The sequence below is a fragment of the Oleiphilus sp. HI0128 genome (genome assembly GCF_001635365.1).
Genome location: NZ_LWGG01001059.1, coordinates 1 through 1,956 on the forward strand (window position 1 = coordinate 1; position 1,956 = coordinate 1,956).

Consider the following 1,956-nt stretch of genomic DNA (forward strand, 5'->3'; position numbering starts at 1 on the left):
TGATTTGGGATTGCATGGAGACCCGAAAGGTACTGATATTCCATACATTTTTCCGTTATGTAACAGTAAGTATATATGCAGCTTCAAAAAACACATGAAAAATTGCATATTTTTTATTCTAGCTAAATTTTACGCAGCTTCGACCACTTCGATTATCTCAATCTCAAAATTGAGAACCAAGCCTGCTAAAGGGTGGTTTGCATCAACCAGGACGAAGTCTTTTTCTACTTTAACAACCTGAACAACCTGCGCATCAGAGCCGGTATTGGTCTGGAACTTCATACCTTCTACAACATGCTCTACTCCTTCAAAAGCTGACATAGGTACTTTTGACACAAACTCCGGGTTATGCGCACCATAAGCCATTTCTGGCGGCACCTGCACTTCCAAGCGATCACCCGCTTGCCTCCCCTTTACAGCTTCTTGAAGCCCTCGAATCACGGAAGCACCACCAATCTCAATTACCATTGGTTCGCCACCTTCTGAAGTATCGACTACTTGCCCATCATCATTCTTCAACCAATAGTTAACTTTATATACTTGCCTTTCTGCCATTATTTATCACTCTTGTTAATCAGACCGGCTTGCCAACCAATCTACAGCTATGCGCCAGGTATTTTGCGGCGCTTTGTTACCAGCAAAGACGCCCGCATGCCCACCCGGAACAACACAAAACTCTTTATCTTCTGAAGAGACTATATCCAAAACCTTGTGCGCAGCACTTACACTCACCAAATTATCAGACTCGCCTGCAAATGCCAGAATCGAGCATCTAATTTGATTAAACTCGGCCATCACCTTTCCAATACGCATTTTTCCTTTAGCCATGGTGTTATTGATCATCATATGAACCGCCATTTCCCGAATGGTACGCCCTGGATAATCTACCATGTCGTCAAACCACTTGCTCATAGTCAGACTTTCTTCCAAATACTCCCTATCCCATAAATTCAAAAACTTCTCATACGTATTAATCACTGAGCCCATTGGGTTAGTTAATTTAAACACTAGCGATGAAGTCCATCCAGGCACATGAAAATAGCGTGTCGGTAAATCAAGTAAGGAAAAATTAAGCACGTTGGAAACCAGGTGCGCTGGCTTATATATTGCCGACAAAACCTTACCTGCTGCGCCGCTCTGATGCATATCGATCGGACTCGCGACTGTCACCAGGTTTTTGACTGATTCATCACCTGAAACCGCCAGATACATAAGAGAAAGCAAGCCACCCATGCAGTATGCAAAGATTGACACCTCCTCCTCATCAGAATGCGTAATGACAGCATCCATGATCATTGGCATCCACTCTAGCACATAGCTTTCCAGCGACAGGTTTTTATGATCTGCGGTTACATCTCCCCAATCAACCAAGTAAACATCATAACCATTCGCTAAAAAATAACGAACAACACTTCTATGCGGCATCAAATCAAATATCATTGATGTTGCGGCTAAAGGCGGCACCAAGATAACGGGCGTTTTGTGTCGCTTTTTCTCTACCTTGATTTTCTCACCCGCGATCTCAATCTCATCATCCTCTAATGGGTGATAATGACGAACTGACATGATGCCATCTTGAAAGATTTCATCGAATGAACTCAAGTTTGAGATATTAAAGTTCTCCGAAAAAGCAAACTGCTCCACACCATTAAGAACAGATAAAAAAACTTTATCTAGCAATCTTAGCTTTTTCTCAACCATCTATAGCTACAACCCTGTTAACAATAAAAAGATATCTCACAGTTATTATCTTAGCCCCACAAATAAAAAAACCCCAGCACAAGCCGGGGTTTCTATAGTAGTACTACTGGCTTCCTAGCCTAAGAACTTGATCATAACGCCCGCAGCAACTGCAGAACCGATAACACCTGCTACGTTTGGCCCCATCGCATGCATCAACAAGAAATTCTGAGGATTATTATCCAGACCAACCTTATTCGATACACGAGCAGCCAT

3 protein-coding genes are annotated in these 1,956 nt (G+C 42.5%); all 3 read right to left on the reverse strand.

The window, feature by feature from the left end; genetic code table 11:
- Window positions 1-129: 129 nt before the first annotated feature.
- Window positions 130-555: a peptidylprolyl isomerase gene (locus A3763_RS18055; RefSeq protein ID WP_068507860.1), complete on the reverse strand. Its 426-nt coding sequence runs from the start codon at window positions 553-555 to the stop codon at window positions 130-132.
- A 15-nt stretch (window positions 556-570) separates the two neighbouring features.
- Entirely contained in the window at window positions 571-1,701 is a 1,131-nt protein-coding gene (locus A3763_RS18060; protein WP_068507862.1) for an alpha/beta fold hydrolase, read from the reverse strand.
- Between the two features lie 114 nt (window positions 1,702-1,815).
- On the reverse strand, window positions 1,816-1,956 hold a 141-nt coding region (locus A3763_RS27095; RefSeq protein WP_197482959.1), incomplete at its 5' end, for a sodium ion-translocating decarboxylase subunit beta.

Coding starts and splice junctions, on each gene's coding strand:
- A3763_RS18055 (WP_068507860.1), bottom strand. CDS start 555: ATGGCAGAAAGGCAAGTATATAAAGTTAACTATTGGTTGAAGAATGAT.
- A3763_RS18060 (WP_068507862.1), bottom strand. CDS start 1,701: ATGGTTGAGAAAAAGCTAAGATTGCTAGATAAAGTTTTTTTATCTGTT.